The organism is Candidatus Cloacimonadota bacterium (genome assembly GCA_034722995.1).
Classification (GTDB): Bacteria; Cloacimonadota; Cloacimonadia; order JGIOTU-2; family JGIOTU-2; genus JAGMCF01.
In genome coordinates this window covers 77,457-98,301 of sequence record JAYEOL010000075.1, presented here as the reverse complement: position 1 = coordinate 98,301, position 20,845 = coordinate 77,457, and the positions used below count along the sequence as shown (strand labels likewise).

At 32.6% G+C, this 20,845-nt stretch carries 22 protein-coding genes and 1 tRNA gene; 7 read left to right on the top strand and 16 right to left on the bottom strand.

Annotated features, from left to right (window positions below; translation table 11 throughout):
• Nucleotides 1-451 precede the first annotated feature (451 nt).
• The 3 genes from U9R23_08890 to U9R23_08880 all read left to right on the top strand — a co-directional run bounded on the left by U9R23_08890 (nucleotide 452) and on the right by U9R23_08880 (nucleotide 3,340).
• The gene (locus tag U9R23_08890) at nucleotides 452-1,420 is read left to right on the top strand and encodes a hypothetical protein (GenBank protein MEA3476535.1); all 969 of its coding nucleotides are present in this window, start codon (nucleotides 452-454) and stop codon (nucleotides 1,418-1,420) included.
• A gap of 245 nt (nucleotides 1,421-1,665) precedes the next feature.
• Entirely contained in the window at nucleotides 1,666-2,547 is an 882-nt protein-coding gene (locus tag U9R23_08885; protein ID MEA3476534.1) for a DUF2971 domain-containing protein, read from the top strand.
• Nucleotides 2,548-2,740: 193 nt separating this feature from the next.
• On the top strand, nucleotides 2,741-3,340 hold the full coding sequence (locus tag U9R23_08880; GenBank protein MEA3476533.1) for a hypothetical protein: 600 nt from the start codon (nucleotides 2,741-2,743) through the stop codon (nucleotides 3,338-3,340).
• A gap of 237 nt (nucleotides 3,341-3,577) precedes the next feature.
• Here U9R23_08880 and U9R23_08875 read toward each other — a convergent pair whose 3' ends face one another.
• The 10 genes from U9R23_08875 to lptE all read right to left on the bottom strand — a co-directional run bounded on the left by U9R23_08875 (nucleotide 3,578) and on the right by lptE (nucleotide 10,390).
• Nucleotides 3,578-4,165, bottom strand: coding sequence for a rubrerythrin family protein (locus U9R23_08875; GenBank protein MEA3476532.1), 588 nt, complete (start codon nucleotides 4,163-4,165; stop codon nucleotides 3,578-3,580).
• A gap of 145 nt (nucleotides 4,166-4,310) precedes the next feature.
• Complete coding sequence (locus tag U9R23_08870; GenBank protein MEA3476531.1) at nucleotides 4,311-4,688, bottom strand: desulfoferrodoxin; 378 nt, start codon at nucleotides 4,686-4,688, stop codon at nucleotides 4,311-4,313.
• Nucleotides 4,689-4,951: 263 nt separating this feature from the next.
• The gene (locus tag U9R23_08865; protein ID MEA3476530.1) at nucleotides 4,952-5,599 is read right to left on the bottom strand and encodes a peroxiredoxin; all 648 of its coding nucleotides are present in this window, start codon (nucleotides 5,597-5,599) and stop codon (nucleotides 4,952-4,954) included.
• 243 nt (nucleotides 5,600-5,842) lie between these two features.
• Nucleotides 5,843-7,018, bottom strand: coding sequence for an FprA family A-type flavoprotein (locus U9R23_08860; protein MEA3476529.1), 1,176 nt, complete (start codon nucleotides 7,016-7,018; stop codon nucleotides 5,843-5,845).
• 2 nt (nucleotides 7,019-7,020) lie between these two features.
• On the bottom strand, nucleotides 7,021-7,224 hold the full coding sequence (locus U9R23_08855; protein MEA3476528.1) for a rubredoxin: 204 nt from the start codon (nucleotides 7,222-7,224) through the stop codon (nucleotides 7,021-7,023).
• A gap of 202 nt (nucleotides 7,225-7,426) precedes the next feature.
• Nucleotides 7,427-7,963, bottom strand: coding sequence for a flavin reductase family protein (locus U9R23_08850; protein MEA3476527.1), 537 nt, complete (start codon nucleotides 7,961-7,963; stop codon nucleotides 7,427-7,429).
• Nucleotide 7,964: 1 nt separating this feature from the next.
• A complete protein-coding gene (locus tag U9R23_08845) occupies nucleotides 7,965-8,444 on the bottom strand; it encodes a Fur family transcriptional regulator (protein MEA3476526.1) in 480 nt (159 codons plus the stop codon).
• 62 nt (nucleotides 8,445-8,506) lie between these two features.
• Nucleotides 8,507-9,142 (bottom strand): N-glycosylase/DNA lyase, encoded by a 636-nt coding sequence (locus tag U9R23_08840; GenBank protein MEA3476525.1) that lies wholly within the window; start codon nucleotides 9,140-9,142, stop codon nucleotides 8,507-8,509.
• Nucleotides 9,132-9,848, bottom strand: a complete 717-nt coding sequence (locus U9R23_08835; protein MEA3476524.1) for a pseudouridine synthase — start codon at nucleotides 9,846-9,848, stop codon at nucleotides 9,132-9,134. The genes U9R23_08840 and U9R23_08835 overlap by 11 nt, the downstream gene beginning before the upstream one ends.
• 20 nt (nucleotides 9,849-9,868) lie before the next feature.
• A complete protein-coding gene (gene lptE / locus U9R23_08830) occupies nucleotides 9,869-10,390 on the bottom strand; it encodes an LPS assembly lipoprotein LptE (GenBank protein MEA3476523.1) in 522 nt (173 codons plus the stop codon).
• 173 nt (nucleotides 10,391-10,563) lie between these two features.
• On the opposite strand from lptE, the gene U9R23_08825 reads away from it, so the two are divergent.
• Entirely contained in the window at nucleotides 10,564-11,229 is a 666-nt protein-coding gene (locus tag U9R23_08825; protein ID MEA3476522.1) for a PTS sugar transporter subunit IIA, read from the top strand.
• A 124-nt stretch (nucleotides 11,230-11,353) separates the two neighbouring features.
• Here the strand turns inward: U9R23_08825 and U9R23_08820 are convergent.
• Nucleotides 11,354-11,429, bottom strand: a tRNA-Ile gene (locus U9R23_08820).
• 103 nt (nucleotides 11,430-11,532) lie between these two features.
• On the opposite strand from U9R23_08820, the gene uvrB reads away from it, so the two are divergent.
• Together uvrB and ruvB are read left to right on the top strand one after the other, a co-directional pair.
• Nucleotides 11,533-13,512: an excinuclease ABC subunit UvrB gene (gene uvrB, locus U9R23_08815; protein MEA3476521.1), complete on the top strand. Its 1,980-nt coding sequence runs from the start codon at nucleotides 11,533-11,535 to the stop codon at nucleotides 13,510-13,512.
• Nucleotides 13,513-13,871: 359 nt separating this feature from the next.
• Nucleotides 13,872-14,906 carry a Holliday junction branch migration DNA helicase RuvB gene (gene ruvB, locus U9R23_08810; GenBank protein ID MEA3476520.1) on the top strand — a complete coding sequence of 345 codons (1,035 nt, stop codon included), beginning with the start codon at nucleotides 13,872-13,874 and terminating at the stop codon, nucleotides 14,904-14,906.
• A gap of 55 nt (nucleotides 14,907-14,961) precedes the next feature.
• Here ruvB and U9R23_08805 read toward each other — a convergent pair whose 3' ends face one another.
• The 5 genes from U9R23_08805 to U9R23_08785 form a co-directional block, all read right to left on the bottom strand.
• Nucleotides 14,962-16,080, bottom strand: a complete 1,119-nt coding sequence (locus tag U9R23_08805; GenBank protein MEA3476519.1) for a hypothetical protein — start codon at nucleotides 16,078-16,080, stop codon at nucleotides 14,962-14,964.
• 1 nt (nucleotide 16,081) lies between these two features.
• Nucleotides 16,082-17,296, bottom strand: a complete 1,215-nt coding sequence (locus U9R23_08800; GenBank protein MEA3476518.1) for a PDC sensor domain-containing protein — start codon at nucleotides 17,294-17,296, stop codon at nucleotides 16,082-16,084.
• A complete protein-coding gene (locus tag U9R23_08795; protein MEA3476517.1) occupies nucleotides 17,286-18,164 on the bottom strand; it encodes a pyruvate, water dikinase regulatory protein in 879 nt (292 codons plus the stop codon). The genes U9R23_08800 and U9R23_08795 overlap by 11 nt, the downstream gene beginning before the upstream one ends.
• A 266-nt stretch (nucleotides 18,165-18,430) precedes the next feature.
• On the bottom strand, nucleotides 18,431-19,153 hold the full coding sequence (locus tag U9R23_08790) for a hypothetical protein (GenBank protein ID MEA3476516.1): 723 nt from the start codon (nucleotides 19,151-19,153) through the stop codon (nucleotides 18,431-18,433).
• Nucleotides 19,143-19,586 carry a type II 3-dehydroquinate dehydratase gene (locus U9R23_08785; GenBank protein MEA3476515.1) on the bottom strand — a complete coding sequence of 148 codons (444 nt, stop codon included), beginning with the start codon at nucleotides 19,584-19,586 and terminating at the stop codon, nucleotides 19,143-19,145. The genes U9R23_08790 and U9R23_08785 overlap by 11 nt, the downstream gene beginning before the upstream one ends.
• Nucleotides 19,587-19,720: 134 nt before the next feature.
• Here U9R23_08785 and U9R23_08780 point away from each other — a divergent pair, with 134 nt between their 5' ends.
• Complete coding sequence (locus tag U9R23_08780) at nucleotides 19,721-20,665, top strand: ATP-binding cassette domain-containing protein (GenBank protein MEA3476514.1); 945 nt, start codon at nucleotides 19,721-19,723, stop codon at nucleotides 20,663-20,665.
• Nucleotides 20,666-20,845: the final 180 nt, after the last annotated feature.

The window sequence follows — 20,845 nt, the reverse complement described above, 5'->3', positions numbered from 1 at the left end:
TGTGATTATTGAATCTGTTGAAATTGTAAGTGAAGGATAATATTAATATACTGTGAAATGATATAATATTAAAAAACAGGAACTTTTTGTAGATTTTTTATTTTTTCTCTTGACATCATATATTTGTTTTGTAAGGAAATATATTAAATTTTCATTATAATGAAACAAATAAATTAGTAATGATGAAACAATGCGGTATTTTATACATTTGTATATTTTTATAACTTATTTTTTTTGTAGTAAAATGATAACTAATTATGATAAGAAAGTTAGACTGCAGGGTGTAGTCCAACTGAAGTGTATCCGTAATTGAGAGTTAGGGATATAACAATAAAATCTGATGGAAATTATTAGAAATGAGTGTAACCTAAAGTTGGGAATATATTTGTCTCAACTACGGATACACTCCTATATAATATAGTTAGCACCAATTCTTTGAAAGGACAGACATATGAAAAAAATATTGACAATCTTGCTTACGGTATTAACTGTAACCGTAACCACAACCTTCGGACAAATAACAACAACTAAAGTCGCACCAAAAGCTGAACAGGTGGACAACACACCATACGACAGTACCCAGAATTTTTTAGGGAAAGATGTTTACAAATATATTGGACAAGAACTTTACTTGAAAGGTAAAGCCGAAAGCAGTCGCAAATATGGTTATAGAGGCTTCTTAATTGACTACACAAAAAGCAGTTCGACAAACAAAACAAATGTTTATAAATGTTGCGATAGTTATAATTCAAAATATGATGAATTAGCTGGAAAATATTTTAAAGTTCTTGCTGTTCATAAACACCCAAAGGCTAAAGAGAGCTGGTATTTTGGTAAGAAATACTATCTGGAATTACAAGAAAAAGAAAGTGGAGACAAAGTATATTTTGAGTACGATAGCCAATATGAACATCTCTTTCCATTCATTGTGGTTGGATTTTTCGAAAAGCAGAAAAAACTTGTTGTTGGACAAGAATTTGTATTTAAGGATATAGTATTAAAAAGCAGCACTGACATTGAAACCGGAAAACCTATTACAACAAAAACAGGTCAAAAATGGAAATGCACAGATTTGACTATAGAAGAAGAATATTATAACCTCTCCCTTATAATTCAAAATTCATTTGGTGAAAAGACAGACATTTCCTACAATTGTGTTTTTAAGGCTGGTGCAATTAAAAGATGTACGTTTTCACCAGCAGAAGTTGATGAAAACAGAAAGAAATTTGGCGATGAAAACTTCGATAGAATACTTCAAGGAAAAGTAAAAATAGGTATGACCAAAAAAATGTGTCGACTTTCTTGGGGTGAGCCAAATAGCATTAATGAAACAATTACATCAGGAAAAAAGACAGAACAATGGGTTTACTCTGACAACTATTTGTATTTTGACAATGGAATATTGACTGCAATACAATAAGAAGAATTGGTGCTAACTATAGCTAAAATCAGGCGGGCTGAAAGTAGTAAAATGAAACGAATTAAAAAACACAAACTAAACGGAAAGCTGAAAGTTCAGTGCAGAAAAATGCCCGTCAGCTTTTAGCAAGAACATTGAGAATCATGATAAGAATACATAACAAATCGTTGTACCTGTCATTTTTCCACTACAATCCAAAAAGAAGGTGAACCAAATGTTAGGTACATTTTTATAAGTAGGTTAAAATGGATAACTTCCAAAAAATAATTTCTATTATCCTCTCAAAAGAGGACAAACCACATTCATTATATCATTATTCAAATCAAGCTGGATTAATGGGGATTTTAAAAAGTAAAAAAATATGGGCAACTAATATTCTTTATTTTAACGATTCAATGGAATTCAAATATGCATCACAACTAATCAGAAGGGAATTTAGACAAATATTTAGTTCAAATGATAAGAATAAAAATGCATTTTATGATTTGATTGATCGTTCTAATATCCTAAAAGAATATGAAGTTTACGTTAGCTCATTTTCCAGAGAAAAAGATTTATTAAGCCAATGGAGAGCATATTGCCCAAAAAATGATGGTTATAGTATTGGTTTTAAATTTGATGAACTATCAAAATACAGCACCCAATTAAGTCAATCAATTTTATTACCTTGCGTTTATAACCAAAAAGATAAAAAAAATATAATAGATAATTTAAAGCAATTTGTTTTATCAGAGCTTATAAATATTTTAGAATTGAATAAAAATTCTAAATCGCAAATTGAAGATAAGTTAGAATCACTATCAAATACATATACAAAAATGTTTTTATTGGTTGTCTCTGTATTAAAGGATGACTCTTTCTCTGAAGAAAAAGAATGGAGAATTATTTACTTTAAAAGCAAGAAGGAAGATTCTACATTAATAAATTTTCGTGCAGGTACATCAACTATAATTCCGTATGTTGAATTGGAACTAAAAACCAAATTCAGATTTTTCCCATTAAGCGAAATAATCATTGGACCTAACCAATACAAACAATTAGCAAGGGAATCCTTGAAAATATATTTAAATTCATTGAATCTAAAATGCAAGATAACTTCTTCAAGAGTGCCATACAGGGTAATTTAAATTTGCCTAACCAATCGCTTCAACGGAAATTAAACGTGTTCCGGTTTTTGCAATTGCATCAAACCGGGCGGGGTTGGTGGCAGGTCAAAATCAGTGGACGCAGTGTTTAATTACGCTGAGCTCGAACTTATTGCTACATTGTCAAATTAAATATCGTTGTGTAGTATTTTTGACTAAATGAAAGGTGAGAATAATGTTTAAAAACAAATTAATGTTTTCATTGGTTCTGTTGTTTCTTTTTTCAACTTTACTTTTTTCCCAACAAACTAAGGAAACTCAATTAATCACAACAACGATGGGGTATCATCCCGCCATTGGTGTAGAAAATTTTGGTATGTCACTAGCCATGCTGAATGGATTTAGCGGTTTTGGCTTTTATTTTAATATTTTCGGTATTGGAAATATTGCCTCCTCAAGTGCATATAGTTATGCATTTCTAGGAGATGAACTTATTAATACATATAATGATGAGTCTTGGGGGGCAATGTCCTACGGCATTACATACAAAATAAGTAAAAAACTGTATGCATATGCAGGTTATTGTAATGGAATGAAATGGATATTAGATGGAGCAACATATTATGACGAATTCCATATTTTAGATCCAACAGGCTATTATGATGTTGAATACTCTTACACAGAAAGCAAACCTGGAATTGACTTAGGAATTTATTATGAAGTAAAAAATTGGAGTGGATTTATACCTTTATTTATTGTAGGAGGGTTCAATACATCTATGTCTACAGTTGTAATTGGAGCTTCAATTGGTTTTAGTATTCCTATACCAAAATAAATGTAAAATGTTACCTAACCATATAATCAGTTCATATATTACGCAGTATTTCTTTACCATTGCTGGTTCAATTTTTTTTAAATTGAACCATATGTTTGTAATGAGTGGTTTACCCCGTTAGTCCCGTTTAGAGACAAAGTCTCTAACGGGATTAGATAAAAAATTATTAATCAAGCAACATCTGTAATATTTACTATTAACTAACGGGGTGAACCAGCAAAATATTTAATTTCCACCTTAATAATTCTCCACAAACAATTCAAAATATTCTCTCGGGTGGGCACAAACAGGACATTCTTCCGGTGCTTCAATAGATTCAACAATATGCCCACAATTCCTGCATTTCCAGAATACCTTACCGTCTTTTTTGAATACAGTATGTTCTTTTACATTCTTGAGTAACTTTCTATATCTTTCCTCGTGTCTTTTTTCAACAAGAGCAACTAATCGGAATGTATTTGCAATTTCAGTGAAACCCTCTTCTTCAGCAACTTTTGCAAAAGAAGGATATAAATCTGTCCATTCCTCATTTTCACCATTTGCTGCGTATTCTAAATTTTTCAAAGTATCAGAATATCCAACAGGATAACCTGCATTAATTTCAACTACATTTTCATTTAAACCATTTTTGATAAGTTGCTTCATGAAAAGCTTAGCGTGTTCTTTTTCATTATCAGCAGTTTCCATGAAAATTTCTTCAATCTGCCTGAATCCTTCTTTTCTTGCAACAGAAGCGTAATAGGTATAACGCATTCTTGCTTGGGATTCACCAGCAAAGGACTTCATTAAATTTTCTGCTGTTTTTGTTCCTTTTAGATTTTTCATATTTTTCTCCTACATTTTTTGCCACGAACAGGCACGAACGTACACGAACTTATCATTTTATTTTGAATCAAAATCTTTCTTCTATCTCAAAGAAATCTCGCAAAAAAATGTTCGTGTCTGTTCGTGTTAGTTTGTGGCTATTTAATTAACTTTTCCACAAACCGTGAATGTTACAATACTCTCTCGCTGAGATTTCTTTACCTTCAACATAAAATTCGGCTTCTGGCTTATCTCCGGGATTTAAGAACTGCTTGTAAGATTTTCCATCAACAAGTAGCTCAATCCATTCAATATAATGTTTTTCTTCCATTGGATGAGCAGTATTTTCACCAACTTTTACGATTACTTTTCCATCCTCTTTTTTTATGAATGGCACATGTTTTTCAACAGATGAATCTTCAGTTTTTTCTTCCATAAGTTTCATCGGTTTACCACAGCAGACGAGTTCTCCTTTACCACCGTGAAGCACTTCTACAATATTTCCACAAATTTCGCATTTGTACACTTCCATTCTTTTTGCCATCTTTACCTCCAATTATTTTAGCCACCCAGATTAAATAGCTTCGCATTTAACAGGGCAAGCAAAAAATACACGAAAATTCACAAAAAAATATAAGAATATTAATTTAATTCTTTATTTTAGTTATATCTGGACAAAGTCTCTTTTAGTAATCCCATAATATTCTTCTTTGAATATAATTTTTTTTCGTGTTTTTTCGTGCCTGCACTGTTAGATGCGTGCTATCTAATTTGGTGATTTCGTGGCTTATTTTAATTATTTCTTATTTAAAGTTTTTTATGACACAACCACCAGTCATAACATTCATACTGTTTTGGTCGTTCTTCAGCAGTTTTCATATCTGTTGCCGGTGAAATTATTACTCTATCTCCAATCAATTCATTTTCAGGCCAACCAGCAGGTAATGCAACTCCATTATTATCAGCAGTTTGGAGCGCCTTTACAGCCCTTACAATTTCATCCATATTTCTACCAATTTCTTGGGGATAATAGAGAATAAGTCTTACTTTACCATTGGGGTCGCCTATAAATACAGCACGAACTGTGTTAGTGCCTTTACCAGGATGTAGCATTCCAAACTTTGATGCTATTTCATCATTGGCAGCAATAATTGGAAATTCAATTTGAACATCAAGATTTTCTTTAATCCACTGTATCCATTTGATATGAGAAAAAACCTGGTCTATTGACATTCCGATTAGTTTGCAATCAAGTTTTTTAAACTCATCATATCTTTTTTGAAATGCAACAAATTCAGTTGTACAAACAGGTGTAAAATCAGCAGGATGACTGAATAAAACGAACCATTTATCTTTGAAATCTTCCGGGATATTCATTATCCCCTGAGTTGTTTGAACTTTAATTTTGGGGAAATCATCCCCAAGTAACGGCATACTACTTTTTACTTCTTCCATTTTTCCTCCAATTATTTTAGCCACAAAAACACCCAATTAGATAATGAATATCTAACAGAGCAGGCACGAAAATTCACAAAATAAATAGTCACAAGCTACTTCGTAGCGTCATTTGTAGTCAGTACCTAATGACCTAATGCCTTAATGACAGCGAACGAAGTGAGCATTATGACAGAGAAGCGTTATGACGGCTTTAGCCATTATGACAGCAAAGCGTTATGACTTCTGCTATGATGTGGCTCATTACAATCCTTTATATTTTTCAGAAATTTCATCTGCCAATTTTTCAAGCGACTTGAAAGCCTCTTCCTTAGGATATCCCTTTACTAATACTGTAGAAAGAAGTTCTACTTTAAGATTAGAAAGCATTCCAGTGATTTGTTCCACCATTCTTCCACCCCAACTGTAAGAACCGATTATTGATGCAAATTTTGTTTTTGGTCTAAGTGCATTTGCAAGATATGTTGCACTTACAATAGCAGGATGAGGACCAACTAAAACTGTGGGCGAAGCAATCACAATCGTTGCAGCATCAACAAGCGATATTGCTAGTTCCCCTATGTCAGTCTTTGTTAAATTGAAGGGCTTTACTGTTATCCCTTTTTCAATTAGAGAATTCACAAGATAATTTACCATTTTTTCTACACTTCCATGCATTGAGACATAAGGAATAATTACTTCATTTTTGACATCATCGGAAATCCAGTCCTTATATGCATCAATGATGAATTCCGGTTTATCATAAATTGGTCCGTGACTTGGAGCGACAGTTTCAATATCTAAATTGCTGATTTTTTCAATATGCTTTTTGATATTATTTCTGAAAGGCATCATAATTTCTGCATAATAGCGTTTTGCAGATTCATAAACTTTTTCTATATCTTTCACAAAGAGGTCGCTAACAGCAAGGTGCGAGCCAAAAAAATCACAGGTGAACAATATTTTATCTTCTATCAAATAAGTTAACATTGTTTCAGGCCAATGAACCCAAGGAGCAAGTATAAATTTAAGAGTTTTGTTACCAAGTGAAATAGTATCTCCATCATTTATCACAATAAACTTTTCTTCTGAAATTGTCAGTAAATCTATAAGCATATTTTTACATTTTTGATTGGTTACAACTTTTGCATTTGGATAAAGTTCCAATATTTTTGGTATTGTCCCAGAATGGTCTTGTTCTGCATGATTTGCAACTATATAATCAATGTTTTTTACATTCAATTTTTGAAGATTTTCTATAAGAATATTTTCTTTATAAGGGTCAACAGTATCAATCAATACAATCTTTTCCGAACCATTTATTAAATATGAATTATAACTTGTGCCATCTGGTAGAGGGATGAGTTCATCAAATACTCTTCTATCCCAGTCAATTGCACCGACAGAAAATATTTCCGACTTTACTTTTCTTACAGCCATTTTTACTCCTCCTGTAATTCAAACATATCTTTGCCAACTCCGCATATCGGACAAACCCAATCATCTGGAATATCTTCAAATGCTGTTCCCGGTTTTATTCCTGAATCAGGGTCTCCGACTTCTGGGTCATAAACATAACCACAAACTGTGCATACATACTTCTTCCCTCCCGATATATCGGGAGGATTTTCGCTTCGCTTCAACATTTTATTTTTCTCCTTATTAGTTTCTATTATTTTATGAGTTCTGCAAAATAACTCTTTTGACCTCACCCTTGCCCTCTCCTGCAGGAGAGGGAATTCCCCTTCTCCTTGTCGGTCTCGGCGCCCAGACGGATAGGAGAAGGGGTTAGGGGTTGAGGTTGCGAAAACAATTTCTGTAAAATTAACTGAAAAAACTCAAAAATGATCAATTTTGCAGATTTCTTGTTTCTATTATTTTATTATTAATATATGTTGGTGCTGTTTTTGGTGCCTTACCTTTTTTAACTTTATGATAATAATCATAAGTCATTGGTTTCTTATCATTGAGAATGTCAGCATCAATAACTTTTCCAATAAAAACTGTATGAGTTCCTATATCTAAATTATTTATAAGCTCACATTCTAAATAAGCAACTGTATAATCAATAACAATTGGAGAATTGGTGATACCGATCTTATAGTTCACATCTTTGAATTTGTCTATATCTTTGCCTGATTTAAATCCAAAATGTCCGATGAATTTCATTGTTGCATCTTCTGATAAAATTGAAATAGTAAAGACCTTGCTTTCATTGATAAATTTGTGAGTGAAATTTTGCTTGTTTATGCTAATGGCAAATGTAGGTGGCTCTGAAGTTATCTGAAAAACTGTATTTGCTATCTGACCGTTGAATTTATCATCTGATTTTGAACTAATTACATATAAGCCATAACTAATCTTGTGTAATGTCTTTTGGTTCATTTTACTTCTTCTCCTTTTTGCTTTCTTTTTGCAAACATTCTTTACATATCCCTTTAAAATAGCCATGCAATTCTGTTATTTTATGTCCGTCAATATATCCTTTTTTAAAATATGGGCATTCAATATCTATATCGTAAATTTTTCCACATTTTTCACACAAAAAATGATGATGCGGTTTTGTCTTTCTATCATATCTTATTTCTGTTCCTGTTATAACTAATGGCAAAACGAGACCTTTTTCAACAAATAAATTAAGAGCGTTGTAAACAGTTGTTTTCGATACAGTGGGTATATCCTTTACGACTTCATTATATATCATATTAATAGTTGGATGATTGTTATTTTCTTCAAGATATTTCAAGATTCTCAATCTTTCATAAGTTGGCTTAATTTCAGCCGACTCTAAAATATCCTTTCCGACAAAGGTGCCCGCCTGCCAAAGCGAAGCGGCGGGCAGGGATTCTTGCGATAATTTTTTCATATTTGAAACCATTACAGATTTATAATTAAAATATAAAAGGAATTAAAACAATGTCAAATTTTTTATTTGAAAACCTTACCTGTTTCTTTATACCACCAAACAAGGTCAAGATGGCTCATTGGAATTTTTACATCTTCAGAAAATTTTTTCATTCTTTCTTCAATTTCAAGATATTTTTTCTTTGATAACACTTTTGGAATTTCATCAATTAGTTTTAATAATTTCAAGTTTTTCAATATATGTCTATCAAGAATTGCTAAATCCTCTCCGAACCCGATATTTCTAAGAAAATGACTTGCTTCTTTGTAACCAAACCCTTTTATATTCCGAGCTAACCATTCTCTCCTAACCAAAGTATCAATATCACTTTTTAGAAATTTTAGTGATTTTATATATTTTTTTCTTGCTTCAATAATGTATCTTGATTTGTTATTTTGAAACCTGACTCCATTTAATTCTTTTGCAATTTGGTTTTTATCACCATTGAATAGCAGATTTTTTTCTATAAGACTTTTTACAGCCTTCCAGCAAGATTTTGCTTTTGATTGAGGAGTTAAAATACAAAAAACAAGTTCAGCAAAAATGTCTGCATCATTTCCATTTATCCACACTTCTGAAAATTCATTTAGTCGTGCTTCAATTTTGTCTTTTATTCCCCAATAGATTTGTTTTAGTTTTTCTAAATTATTATTCTTCATTTTTAATTATTTGAATTTCTTTGTCTTTTAAGAATCTCCATTTCCCTTCTTCTAAATTTCCTAATTGAATCTTTCCGACTTGAGTTCTTTTAAGGAATTTGACTTCGCTTCCAACCGCTTTTATCATTCTTCTGATTTGTCTATTTCTACCTTCATATATTGTTATTCGCAATTTGGTTAAATCGTTAGATTGATTGTAACTTTTGGTAAACACTTTTGCTGGTAAAGTCTTACTGTCTTCTAATATTATACCGGCTCGCAATTTATTTATCTGGGATTGCGACAGTTTGCCTTTTACTTTAACAAGATAAACTTTTGGGATTTTGTTTTTTGGGTGAATTATTTGATTTGCTAAATCACCATCATTAGTCAATATTAATAAGCCACACGATGATTTGTCTAATCTGCCAATAGAAAAGATTCTCACTGAAAATTTTGGAAGTAATTCAAAAATTGTCTTTCTTTTAAATGGGTCTGATGCTGTAACCAAGTATCCTTGAGGTTTATTCAACATAAGATAGATTTTCTGTTTTGATATTTTGAGCAATTCGTCTTTAAAAGTAACTCTGTCTTTCTGTATATCAATGTCAGTAGATAAGTCTTTGAGAATTTTTCCATTTAGTTTGATTCTACCATCAAGAACAAATTTTTCACATGCACGTCTTGAACCCAATCCTGCTTGAGCTAAGAATCTATTGATTCGCATTATGATTTTTGTTTACTTGGCTACCATTGTTCAACTGAGTTTCCTAAAATGATATCGCATAAATCATAGATAATCTCACGGCATGCATCTTCTTCAGTTAAATTTTCTGTACCACTTTCATTTTCTGGAATATTTTCAGGATTGCCGTAAATAGCACTTAAGGATAAATTTTTATTCTGCCAGATTGTTGAATTCTTCGTCATATCTTTAACCTCAATTGAAAAGTGAATTGTAATCTGCCATTCCGTGGGCTCTTCCTGTATATCATAGGAAAAAACAGCTTTATCATAAGATAAAACAGAACCATTTACATCCATATCAGCACCGTCAGCCATAACTTTTAGGCGGTTATCTGCGATGAATTTCTCAGTTAAATATGTAGTAATCAATTCAGGAAGGTCATATTGTTCCGAGTTATTTTCAAACTCTGAAATCATAACTGTTTTAAGATGAGGATTAGCACGAGTATAAAATGAATAATGACCGCATTCAGGTAAGTATAAAATTATTCCGATTAAAGGAATTAATAATAACTTTTTCATTTAAAATCTCCAAAATTAAAAAAGTGTTTGTTTATTTGTTTGTCAAGATTAGTAAAAATATTGACTAAAAAGATACTTATAATTTATTTGATTTTTTGTCTAGGCTTCCCGATCCGTTCAGGCTCGATGCCTGACCGAGACCAATGAAATCGGGGCGACTGATTGGAGGATAGATGGAACAAGATAAGATATTAACTATACAGGAAGTAGCCAGCATGCTGAAGGTATCTCCTGAAACCGTATTGAATTTGCTTTCTCAAAAAGAAATTAAAGGTATAAAGATTGGGAATCAATGGCGGTTTATGAGAAGTGATATTGAACAGTGGCAGACCGTCCAGGGAAAACCAAATATTGAAAAGATTGCACTTGAAAATGTAGTTAGTCGTTTCTTTTCTTTTATGAATAGTGATTTTATTTTGATGGACCTAAAGGCAGAGAACAGGTTTGAGGTTTTAGCCGAAATGGCTGAATTTGCTAAGAAAAACAAAGTTTGCACAAAACAAAGCTGGCTTTTTGATATGCTAAGTAAAAGGGAAAGATTGATTTCAACCGGTATTGGAAATGGTATTGCATTTCTTCATCCACGCAGAGTTTTTTCTGGAAAAATTAGTTTCTCTGGTGTTTTATTAGGAATATCCAGAAAAGGGGTTGACTTTAGAGCAATGGATAATTGTCCAGTTAATCTTTTTATACTTATATTAATGAAGTCTGAGCAGCAACATCTTTTTGTTCTTTCATATTTAAGCCAGTTGTTTCGGGAAGAGTCCCTTAGAGAAAAGATTATAAAAGCAAAAAACAAAAAGACAATTCTTGAGTTGTTAACATTAAAGAATAGATAATTCATTTTAGTTTTTACACTATTTTGAATTAAAAAGTAAAAATAATTACATAGATTTCTTTAATATTTGAAAAAATAGTTATATATTTTAAGCTAATTGAGTTATTAATTTCTAAACATAAAAATGGTGGGCCCAAGAGGGCTCGAACCTCTCACCGCCCGGTTATGAGCCGGGAGCTCTACCAGATGAGCTATGGGCCCTATCCTCCAACTTCGAGACGGAGTCCCCGACTATGTCGGAGTCTGGCGGATAAAGTTTTTAAAAACTTTTATTAGTTATCTCTGTCAAGTTTTAATAGAAAAAATGGATAAATTTAAATTAGTTTCTGACTATAAACCCAAAGGTGACCAATCTAATGCAATTTCTGAATTAACAGAAGGAATACTAAAGAACCGAAAACATCAAACTCTTTTGGGAGTTACCGGCTCGGGCAAAACTTTCACAATAGCGAATGTTATCAAGAATGTTAATCGTCCTACTTTAATCTTATCACATAACAAGACACTGGCAGCTCAACTCTATGGAGAGATGAAACAGCTTTTTCCTGAAAATGCTGTTGAATATTTTGTAAGCTATTATGATTACTACCAGCCCGAAGCCTATTTGCCAATAACTGATACTTATATTGAGAAAGATGCTGATATAAATGAACAGATAGATAAATTGCGTCTTCGTGCAACAATGTCTCTGATGGAACGAAGAGATGTAATTATCGTTGCAAGTGTTTCTTGTATATATGGATTGGGCATTCCGGAAGATTATCGCGAATCTTTAATAGATTTGTATGTAGGAGAGGATATTGAGAGGGATAATCTTCTACGAAAATTAGTAGATATTTACTATTCCCGTAATGATTTTGAGTTTCAAAGAGGAACTTTTAGAGTTCGTGGTGATGTTGTAGAAATATATCCTGCATATCTGGAAAATTCAATTCGGGTAGAATTCTCATATAATCGGATTAGTTCACTCAATCGTATAAATCCTCTTACTGGGGAAATTCTGGCAGAATTAGGAAAATATTCTGTTTATCCTGCAAAACATTTTATTACATCTCCTCAGAAACTTGAAACTGCTCTTGATAGCATAAAAAAAGAACTAAAAGAAAGAATCAAATGGTTTAAATCAAGAAATATGTTATTGGAGGCTCAGAGGATAGAGCAACGTACAAATTTTGATTTGGAAATGCTTAAGGAGGTAGGATATGTATCTGGAATAGAAAATTATTCCAGGCATCTTTCTGGTCGGAAACCCGGGCAAAGACCGTATTGCCTTCTTGATTATTTTCCTGATGATTATCTTATGATTATTGACGAATCCCATGCATCTATTCCGCAGATTCATGCAATGTATGGTGGAGATTATTCCAGAAAAAAAAGTCTGATAGATAATGGATTCCGCCTGCCATCTGCTTATGATAATCGTCCTTTAAAATTTGATGAGTTTGAGGAAATGATTGATCAAGTAATTTTTATGTCTGCAACTCCAGCCGAGTATGAATTGGAAAAATGCAATGGCGTATTTGTTGAGCAAGTTGTACGGCCTACCGGACTTATAGACCCAGAAGTGATTCTTAAAACTGCCCGATTCCAGGTTGATGACCTTATTGGTCAAATCCAGAAACTTGTCACAAAACATCAACGAGTATTAGTAACAACATTGACCAAAAAAATGGCGGAAGACCTAACTGAATATATTGCTCAAACCGGGCAGAAAGTAAAATATCTTCATAGTGATATTCAAACTTTAGATAGGACACAACTTATTCGGGAGCTAAGACTGGGCGAGATTGATGTGCTGGTTGGCGTTAATCTTTTACGAGAAGGACTTGACCTGCCAGAAGTTGCACTCGTAGCAATTTTAGATGCTGATAAAGCCGGTTTCTTGCGCTCCGAAAGGTCGCTTATTCAGACCGCTGGAAGGGCAGCCAGAAATATTGATGGTAAGGTTATTTTATATGCTGATGAGGTTTCTAAAGCTATGAAAAAAGCAATCTCAGAAACTAATCGTCGTAGAGATATACAAAAGAAATATAATGTTGAGCATAATATAACTCCTGCATCAATTCGGAAAACTATTGACAGTATTATGTTTTCTACCGCAGTTGCAAACCAAAAAAAGGAAGAGAAAATAAAAAAGCTTGATTTCAAGCAGTATATCAATATAAATAATCGTGATGATGCTATTAAATTGCTTACAAATGAGATGAAAAGATTGGCAAAAGAATTAAGGTTTGAAGAAGCTGCCGAGATACGGGATAGAATTTTGGAATTGAAAGAAATGTGAATAAAATGGCTGAAGCCGTCATAAATGGTCATTAGCTCCTGCGGAGCGTCATTAAATAGTATTATGTTAGAACCAAATATACCAAAAACAAAGTGAGCAAAAATGACACGAACAAAGCGTAATAAAAAGTCATAAGCTACTTCCCCGCGTCCGCTGGGATAGCATCATATAATTCGCCAATTGGCGAATCGTCATAAATTGTCATTATGAGTTAGTGCCGCACAGTAATGACCTTATGACAGCGAACGGAGTGAGCGAATGACAGCGACTCGTCTGGGCGCCTGTCTCCCGATACATCGGGAGCCAAGACTGGCCGTAGCCTGAAGCGTTATGACTAATGACTTTTTTAAAGGAGTTTTATGACTGATAGAATTACAACCCCAGAATTACTTGAAGAAGATATTAAGTATGACACTACACTTCGTCCCAAAAGTTTGAAAGATTTTGTTGGCCAGGATAAGATTAAAGAGATTCTTTCAATAACAATTGAAGCAGGTAAGTTGCGTGATGAAGCAATTGACCATGTCCTTTTTTATGGTCCACCTGGACTCGGTAAGACGACTTTATCATATATCATTGCTAATGAATTAAATACGGATATTAAAACAAGTTCAGGACCAGCTATAGATAGGCCAACTGATTTGGCAGGAATTCTTACAAATCTTGGTAAACAGGATGTTCTTTTTATAGACGAAATCCATCGTCTTAATCATATTGTTGAGGAGTATCTTTATCCTGCTATGGAGGACTTTAATTTAGAAATTATTATTGACCAGGGCCCGAGTGCGAGGTCTTTACGACTTAATTTAGAGCCATTTACATTAATTGGTGCAACAACTCGTGCTGGTTTAATAACTTCACCACTTAGAAGCAGGTTCGGACTTACACTTCGTCTGGATTATTATGATGTTGGAGATATTTATAAGATTGTTATACGTTCATCCCGAATTTTAAAAGTTGAAATTGATGAGAATGGAGCAATGGAAATTGCAAGACGCTCTCGGGGAACTCCTCGTATTGCGAACCGTCTTTTAAGAAGAGTCCGTGATTATGCTCAAATAAAAGCTGATGGAAAGGTTACAAAAGATATTGCTCACAAGGCTCTGAAAATGCTTGATGTAGATGAACTGGGACTGGATGATATGGATAAAAAATTGATTACAACTATTATTAGAAATTACAGTGGAGGTCCTGTTGGTTTAAAAACTCTGTCAATGGCAGTTGGGGAAGACCCGGGTACAATAGAGGAGATTTACGAGCCATATTTGGTACAACAAGGTTTTTTGAAACGAACATTACGAGGAAGAGAAGTTACTAATCTTGCATACAAACACTTTGGGTTGGAAAAATCTGGTAAAAATGTTACAAAACAAAGATCTTTTTTTGATGGTTAGCTTGGTCTATAAAAATAAATTTTACTCTTTTAGTTGTACTCGGTTCTATAATGAATTATTTTATCTTTTTCTCGTATAATCTATATTTTTTGTAAATATGCCCACCAACTTTTGTATCAAATTGATTTATCAAATCATTATCTTCCAAATTCCAGGATAGTTCGCACCATTTATATCCACGTTTTATTCCGGCTTGTTCGGTTTTGTAATAAAGCAAAGCAGGCAGTCCTAATCTGCGGTATTCTTTTTTAAAACCAAATACAAGTGCCCTCGTGCCTTTAACTTTTTTTTTGTAATATAAGAATTTGAGCATTCCTGTAATGCCAATTTTTCCATTTAATTTTTTTATAATATAATTAAAATCTGGAAGTGTTATTGCTATACCTGCTGGATTTCCTTTATAATATGCAAACCAGATTAAGTTTGGGTCAGCAATAGTTTTTAGTTCCTTTACCATTAAATCAAATTCCTTATCAGTCATAGGGGAGAAGCCCCAGTTTTTTATCCAGCATTCATTATATAATTTTTTTATTAATCCGGATTCTTCTTCAATATTTTTCATATTAAGACATCTTGTGGAGATATTCGGATTTTGCAACAATCTTTTAACAGTAATTTCAATTTGCCTGGAAGGTTTATCATCATTTGCTTTATAGAATGCTAACAAATCTTTTGCTTTTTTAAAGCCATATCTTTCTGCAAGCTCAATATAATAAGGAGGATTATACGGCATCATTAAAACAGGTGGAGAATCATAAGCGTCCAGAAGAAAACCGCATTCACCATTCTGGGAAGGGCTAAGGGGTCCACGCATATTGTTCATGCCATTATTTTTTAGCCAATTATATGCTGTGTCAAACAAAGTAGAAGCTACTTCATAATTGTTGATTACTTCAAAAAAGCCAAAAGCACCCATCTTTTCATTCCAAAGCTTGTTGTAGTTATTATCAATTATAGCAGCGATTCTTCCAGCTACCTGACTATCTTTTTCAGCTATAAAGACCTCACATTTCGCATGTTCCCAGAATGGATGTTGTTTATCATCTAACTTAAATAATATATCTTTTTTTAGCGGAGGCACCCAATTTTTGTTTTCTTTATATATTAAATAGAATGGGAGATTAACAAATTCTTTCCAATCTTTTTTTGTTTCTACTTTTTTTATATTAATCATTTTAATTCCCTTTTATTTCTATAGAATATAATACACCAATTATTTCTTCATTTATTATAATTGGCATGAATGTAAATTTTCCAATTCCACCTTCAATTAAAGGGGATGTTATTATTTTTTCTTCTTTGTCAATTAGAATTCTTTTTAAGGCATTATCAAAATCTATGTTTTTTTTCATCTTATATGAATAACCAGTAGTACTGTTTTCTAAGGGCCATCCATTTATTACATTACCATTTTTATCAGCGAGCTGTACAGCATAAACCTGAGGATTTAGCTGATAAATTTCTGTTAATATTTTTCTAATATTTTCCGAATTATTATCAAGAATTGCGTCAATCAATGTATCTTTTATAGTATAACTTCGTAAAGTAGAAAGCAAGTATACATCTGTTGATTTCTTTTTTGGACTTCTCCAAATATTTCTTGTTAATGTTATCCACCATTTTGTCCCTGCGAAAGCGGGGATTGAAATTGAGTACCATGTGGAAAGTTGTTCTATTTTGGCATATTTCTTTATAGAACTTGTAATATAATAGTCTACATCATTTTCCATCATTTTTTTAAAAAGTGTCTTCAACGCTATAATTGGATAAGATTTCTCACCATATGTAAAATCCCGACCAATTTTATTATAATCCGAATTATATAATATTGTCTTATTTTCATTAATTATACAAAGTGAATATGGTAAGGAGAAGAAAGATTTTTTTTCAATGGGTTTAAAAAGGCTTTTACTATCTAAAAATACAGAAATAATATTTGTAAGATTTTGGTTTTCATCGTTTAGAGGGATTAATAAACACAGATACTTATTCTTATTTTCTAAAATATTAGGTAGAATTTGAATATTTTTGTTTTTTCTAAATAATTTAATCATTTCGTTGTTGAGGTAGGCCTTATTTATCTCAGAGGTATCAAATTCTTCAGGAAGTGTTTTAATGACCTTGCCATCAATATCTTGTAATACAAGAGCAAATATTTCATTGTATTTTGATTTTAGATTTTCAAAGATGTTTTTGTTAACATTATCCTGATTTTTACAGCTGTTTGAAAGAACTTCAATAAGAGAACCTATGCGACTTTTTGTAAGTATTGCAGTTTTTTTAGTATAATCCTGTTGAACAACTCTTTGCTCTTTCTCAAATTTTGAAGCACAGGAAACAATTACTAAAAATATACAGATAATTAGTATATTAAAAAGTTTATTTATCATTGATTTCATATTTGCCAGATGATATTGTATTGTCAATTTTTCTACTACTAAGAAGCCGCATAATTTCAGTCGCCGCCTCTTCAATGGATTTAGCAGTAACATCAACTATATGCCATTTATTTTGAGTATACAACTTCATACAATTTTTAATTTCTAACCTAATTTTTTCTAAATCAGTGTATTCTGCGAGTTCAATATATGGATATCGTGAGGCACGGACTTTTCGGATAGTTTTTAAGCGATCAGGAGAAACATAAAGTCCAATTATGTTCTTTGGATTAATTTCAAAGAGTTCTTTTGGAGTTTCTATGCCGTGAATTATCGGAACATTGGCAACCAAATAATCTCTATATGCGAGGTAAATACTTATGGGAGTTTTTGATGTCCGACTGGGTCCTACCAGAACCAGTTCTGCACTGGAAATATCTTCAATTTTTCGTCCATCATCGTGTTTGACAGCAAAGTCAATACATTCAATCCGTTGAAAATAGTCTTTATCCAGATGTTTGAATAAACCGGGTATTGCCATTGGTGAAATTTCAAGATAATCAGTAAGGCGGTTCAATAAAGGACCTAAAACATCAATTGTAGGCACAGCAGATTTTCTCCCTTCATCATTAATAATATTGCACAACTCAGGTGAAACTAAAGTATATGCAATGATACCATTTACTGCCATTGCTTCAGATACTACATATTTAACCTCTGTTTCTGTACGAACATATCTTAATGTATGAAGAGTAACATCAGTAGTTTTAAATTGACTGAGAGCTGCTTTTACAACCATTTCGCAGGTAGAAGCAGTTGCATCTGAAACAACAAAAATATGCCTTTTCTTTCTGTTATGTTTATTATCAGTAGAAAACATTTTTAAATTTATCTATCTAATAAATTTTATAAATTGCTCATGTTTCACAGAGGTGTAAATTATTTGGCTACGGCTCCCGATAAATCGGGAGACGAGTTGAATAAATCATAATTAACTTTTTATAATATCTCATGCGAAGTTTGAGTAAGATTAATTTAATTTCTTCCCGACAAGTCGGGACTAATTAGGTATTCAAGTTTCATAGGAATGGAAGTTATCTGGCTACGGCTCCCGATAAATCGGGAGACGAGTTGAATAAATCATATCTAACTTTTTGTTATATCTTCTGCAAAATTTGAGTAACTTGAATTGTCATTGAAGTAGGTGCATTCACTTTTTAATGGGCATTGTAGACATAAAGGTTTTTTTTTACATATATCCTTGCCTAATTTTACTAATAAGGCATGAAATTCATTAAAAAGTTTTTCATCTTTACCAAGGGCGAAACCTGCGGATGGATTAAGATTCTCCATGAAAAAATTTTGTGAAGCTTTGTAGGATGCTTTCTTATCTAAAAATCCTAATCTATTAAATATTCTTTTTGTATAAGCATCAATCACAAATATCGGTCTGTCAAAAGCATATAACAAAATAGAATCAGCGGTTTCTGCACCAATTCCTTTAATATCAAGAAGCATTTCTCTGAACCTGTTGGTTGTAATATGTTGAGGAGTTAGCAAATGATTTTTTATGAAGAAATCAGCAATAGTTTTTAATCTTTTTGATTTTTGATTATAATATCCAGAAGAACGAATTATATTTGCTAATTTTTGATTATCAACTTTTATTATATTATTGAAATTAATCAGATTATTCGTTTTTAATCTATCTATAGATTTTTCAACATTTCTCCAATTTGTATTTTGAGTAAGAATTGCGCCGATAATTATCTCTTCTTTTGAATCACCTGGCCACCAATGCTGCTGTCCGAATTTTTTTAACAACAGATTATAAATAGTCAGAAGGTTGGGCGCAGGATTATCTTTCATTAAATATGTTTTTTAGAGTTTCAAGTGCTTCAATATAACCTTGAACACCCATTCCAGCAATTACTTTTTTACAAGCGAGTCCAGTTATACTTGAGCGACGAAATTCTTCTCTATGATAGATGTCTGAAAGATGCACCTCCATAGCAGGAATACTTATTGATTTTAGACAATCATAGATAGCAATACTGGTATGTGAATAAGCTGCTGGATTAATTACAATTCCATCTGCCCAGTCTGAATTTGCTTGAATAAAATTGATGATTTCTCCTTCGCTATTGTTCTGAAAGAATCTTCCAGCCCATCCCTGTTCAACAAGCCATTGATATATTATTGCAGTTAAATCAGCCAGACTCTCTTTGCCATAAATGCGCATCTCTTCTCTGCCTAAGAAATTGAGATTCGGACCATTCACAATCAAAATTTTTCTTTTCATAGTTATCTGGTTTGATGCAAGAAATTTTATGTCAAGATTTATAAAATTTCTTGACTTGCTTTTTACTTATTATGAAAAAAGTGAACCAATTTGTTATTTAAATAACATTTAATTTAAAGAGAGTGAGAAAGGCTATGATTAAGGTTCAAAATCTAACAAAAGATTATGGCCAGCTTAGAGCTGTGGATAATATTTCATTTACGATTCCAAAAGGTGAGATAGTTGGATTTTTAGGTCCCAATGGAGCGGGAAAAACAACTACTCTGAAAATTATGACTTGCTTTATGCCACCCAATTCTGGTAATGTTTATATTGATGATTTGAATATATATCAAAGTTCAATTGAGATAAGAAAGAAGATAGGTTATTTGCCCGAAGGCTGTCCATTGTATGGCGAAATGAATGTTGTTGACTTTCTCAAATTTGTAGCAGAATTGAGAGATATAGATAAAGATATTATTCTTAAAAGAGTAAGGGAAATGATTCAAACTTGTGGACTTCAAGATGTAGTGCATAAGGAGATAGGCGAACTATCAAAAGGATATAGGCAAAGGGTTGGTTTGGCTGCGGCAATGATTCATAACCCTAAAATCCTTATCTTAGATGAACCAACAACAGGACTGGATCCGAATCAAATTGTTGAGATTCGTGAACTTATAAAAAGATTGGGAAGAGAAAAAACAGTACTTATCTCTACTCATATTCTAAGAGAGGTTGAAGCTACTTGTGATAGAGTAATAATTATAGATAAAGGGAAGATTGTTGCTGATGGACCCCTTGCTGAAATTCAGAACTCTTTCCATAATCAGAATAGAGTGTATTTTGAGATTCAAGCAGATACGAAAATGCTCATTGATGAATTTGAATCATTGCCAAATATTGATAGTATTCAGCTTTATAGTAAAGAGGACAGTTTATACAAATTTTATGTAAATTTCTCAAAGGACATAGACATACGACCAGATTTGTATAATTTTATTAAGTCAAAGGATTGGACATTGTTTGAGATGAGAGTAGAACAGCGCAGTTTAGAAGATATCTTCAGACAGCTTACAGAAAAAGGGGAGGAGACTAATTAGTGTCCATCCGTAAAGTGCTGTTTCGAGTTGTAAGGAGCTTGCGACGACGACTCGAGATGGCTTGACTACACACTTTATTTCGACTCGTCGTTCCCCCGATATGGTCATTCTTCCCTACGGGGTAAACTTACGAGTCGAAAAATCCGAGTTTACGGACAGACTCTAAATAATAATAAAAAA